Raw genomic sequence first — 3,054 nt, forward strand, 5'->3', positions numbered from 1 at the left:
CGTTCTCCCTGGGGCCGGCGTCGTCGCCGGGGCCGAGGACGACGTCCTGCTCCATGACGTACCAGCCCGCGTATCCGGCGGCTCCCAGGCCGGCGACGATGCCGGGGACGTCCACGTCGCCGCGGCCGAGCGGGCGGTAGATCCCCGCCTTCACTGCCTCGGTGTAGGACAGTTCGCCGGACCGGACCCGCTCGGCGAGGGCGGCGTCGACGTCCTTGAGGTGGACGTGCGCGATGCGGTCCGCGGCGCGGGTGACCAGCTCCGCGGGGTCGGTGCCGCCGATGAGCAGGTGGCCGGTGTCCAGGCAGAGCGGGACCGCGCTGCCGTCGAGCACCCGGTCCACCTCCTCGGGGTTCTCCACCATGGTCCCCACGTGCGGGTGCAGCGTGACGGTGCGGCCGAACTCCTTGGCGTTCTTGAGGATCCGGCGCAGGTTGGTCAGCAGGGTCTTCCAGCCGCTCGCCTCCAGGGCGGGCTTGGCGTCGTAGCTCTCGCCGCCGGTGGACGCGGCCAGCACGACCACCTCCACGTCGCCGTCCCTGAAGGCGCGCATGGCGGCCCGGGCCTGCGGGAGCGGGTCGTGGTGGGGGTCGTGCAGCACCACGGGGACGAACCCGCCGACCGCGCGCAGGCCGTATCCGTCGAGCAGCGAGCGGCAGCGTGACGGCGAGGGCGGCAGGAAGCCCTGGGGTCCCAGCTCGGTGGCTGTGAGGCCCAGCTCCCGCATCTCGGCGAGCACCTGGGAGCGGTCGAGCTGGCGCCCCCAGCCGGGGACCTCGCAGACACCCCAGGAGATGGGGGCACCGGCCGTCTTCAACTGATTACCTCCGCTGTGCGTACCGGACGTCCTTCGTGCCTGGAGAGCTCGGCGGCCTCCGCGAGGTAGAGCGCGGCCAGGGCGTCCTCGACTGTGCAGGGACTGTCCGTCTCCCCGCGTGCGGCGCCGAGAAACGCGCCCATCTCCGCGATGTAGGCGGCCTCGAACCTGGCCTGGAAGTCCGGCCACGGCTCGCCGGGCGGCTGCAGTCCCTCGGCGCTGGTGAGCGGCGTGCGCGGGTCGAGGCCGACCGCCCGGGTGCGCAGGGTGCCCGCCAGCTCCATCCGCACGTCGTAGCCGGCGCCGTTGTAGCGGGAGCCCTGCAGGGTGACCAGCGTTCCGTCGTCCAGGGTGAGCAGCGCGGCGCTGTTGTCGACGTCGCCGGCCTCGGCGAAGAACGCCTCGCCCCGGTTGGAGCCGGTCGCGTAGACGCTCTCCACCTCGCGGCCGGTGACCCAGCGCAGGATGTCGAAGTCGTGAATGTGGCAATCCCGGAAGATGCCGCCGGACATGGGGACGTAGTCGGGGGCCGGCGGCGCCGGGTCGCCGGTGATCATGTGGACCCGGTGCAGCGTGCCGAGCTCGCCGCTCCGCAGCGCCTCGCGCGCGGCCGTGTAGCCGGCGTCGAAGCGGCGCTGGAAGCCGATGTGCACGACCGTCCCGCTCCGCCTGACCGCCTTGAGCACCCGGATCGTGTCCTCCACGCCCGCGGCGACCGGCTTCTCGCAGAAGGCCGGCACCCCCTGGGCGCAGGCCCGCGTCAGGAGCTCGGCGTGGGTGGCGGTGGGGGTGGCGATGACCACGGCGTCGGCGTCGAGGGCGTCTCCCACCCTGGCGTTCAGCCGGGCGGCGACCTCGGCCGCCCGCGCGGCGTCCGCGTCGGCCACCACCAGCTCGTCGACCCAGGGGTGCGCGGCCAGCGTCGCGGCATGGAATGCACCGATCCGGCCAAGGCCCAGCAGACCAACACGCATCATGCCTCCGAGGGAGATAGCGGATGGTCTCCAGTTCTAAGCGAAGAGATCGGAAGCCGTCAAGGCTTTGTCAGGACATACAGACGATCTATCATCTGCGGCGCGGAGCCTCGCCGTCAGCGCCGCAGCCCGGCCGCGAAAGCGCGGATGACCTGGTCGGCGCGGTGGACGGGGAGGCGGGCGAAGCCCATGACCAGGGCGGGTGGCCCCGGAGTGCTGCGCATCGCGCCCACCGCCTCGACGGCGAGGCCGCACGCCTGGGCCGCCTCGGTGGCCTGCGGCTCGTCGCAGCCGCCGGGGAGTTCGGCGAACAGGTGCAACCCGGCGGAGACGCCGTGCACCCTGATCTCGGGGAGATGCTCGGCCAGCGCCCGCACGAACGCGTCGCGCCGGGCGCGGTACTCCCGGCGCATCCTCCTCAGGTGCCGGTCGTAGCCGCCGTTGCCGATGAGGTCCGCCAGCGCGTACTGCTCCAAAACCGGCGAGCCCAGATCCAGCTCGCCGCGGGCCCGCCGTACCGACTCGGCGATCTCCGGCGGGGCCACCACCCAGCCCAGCCGGAGCCCCGGGGCCAGGGACTTGCTCACGCTGCCCGCCAGGACCACCCGGCCGGGGGCGAGCCCCTGCAGGCAGCCCACCGGGTCGCGGTCGAACCGGAACTCCGCGTCGTAGTCGTCCTCAAGGATCGTCGCGCCGGTCGCGGCGGCCCACTCGATCAGCTCGGCGCGGCGGCGGGGGGAGAGCACCACTCCGGTGGGGTACTGGTGGGCGGGGGTCAGCAGCACCGCCCGCGCCCCGGTCGCGGCCAGGGCCCCGACGTCCATGCCCTCCCCGTCCACCGGGACCGCGACCGGATCGGCCCCCGCCGCGCGGAGCAGCGGGAGCTGGCGCCCGCTGGTCGGGTCCTCGACGGCCAGCCGGATCCGGCCGGGGGGCGGCGCGGGATGCGCGGGGCGGTCGACGGACCAGGTCAGGTCATGGCCGGCCCGGCCCTCGGGGAGCCGCCCGGCGAGCGCCCGGACCGTGAGGCTCAGCCCCTGGGCCACCCCGCCCACGATCACGATGTCGCCGGGGCCGGCGTCCGCCGCGCGGACCCTCCGCAGGTAGTCGGCCAGCTCCTCGCGCAGGCCCGGGACTCCGCCGGGGTCGCCGTAGTCCAACGCGTCGGCGGGCAGGGTCGCCAGGGCCCGCCTGATCGAGGCGAGCCACCGCTCACGCGGGAAGGCGCTCAGGTCGGGGGTTGTGGAGCGGCGTCCGTGGTAC

3 protein-coding genes are annotated in these 3,054 nt (G+C 74.4%); all 3 read right to left on the reverse strand.

The features are described from left to right. Positions 1 to 817: TIM barrel protein (locus CA984_RS43355; protein WP_086579085.1), on the reverse strand; the 817-nt coding region annotated here is incomplete at its 3' end. Then, the gene (locus CA984_RS43360) at positions 814 to 1,791 is read right to left on the reverse strand and encodes a Gfo/Idh/MocA family protein (protein ID WP_086579087.1); all 978 of its coding nucleotides are present in this window, start codon (positions 1,789 to 1,791) and stop codon (positions 814 to 816) included. The genes CA984_RS43360 and CA984_RS43355, both read right to left, overlap by 4 nt. Before the next feature lie 116 nt (positions 1,792 to 1,907). After that, positions 1,908 to 3,054, reverse strand: a 1,147-nt coding sequence (locus CA984_RS43365) for an aminotransferase-like domain-containing protein (protein WP_086579086.1), incomplete at its 5' end; no start/stop codon positions are given.

This window comes from Streptosporangium minutum (genome assembly GCF_002149035.1).
Classification (GTDB): domain Bacteria; phylum Actinomycetota; class Actinomycetes; order Streptosporangiales; family Streptosporangiaceae; genus Streptosporangium; species Streptosporangium minutum.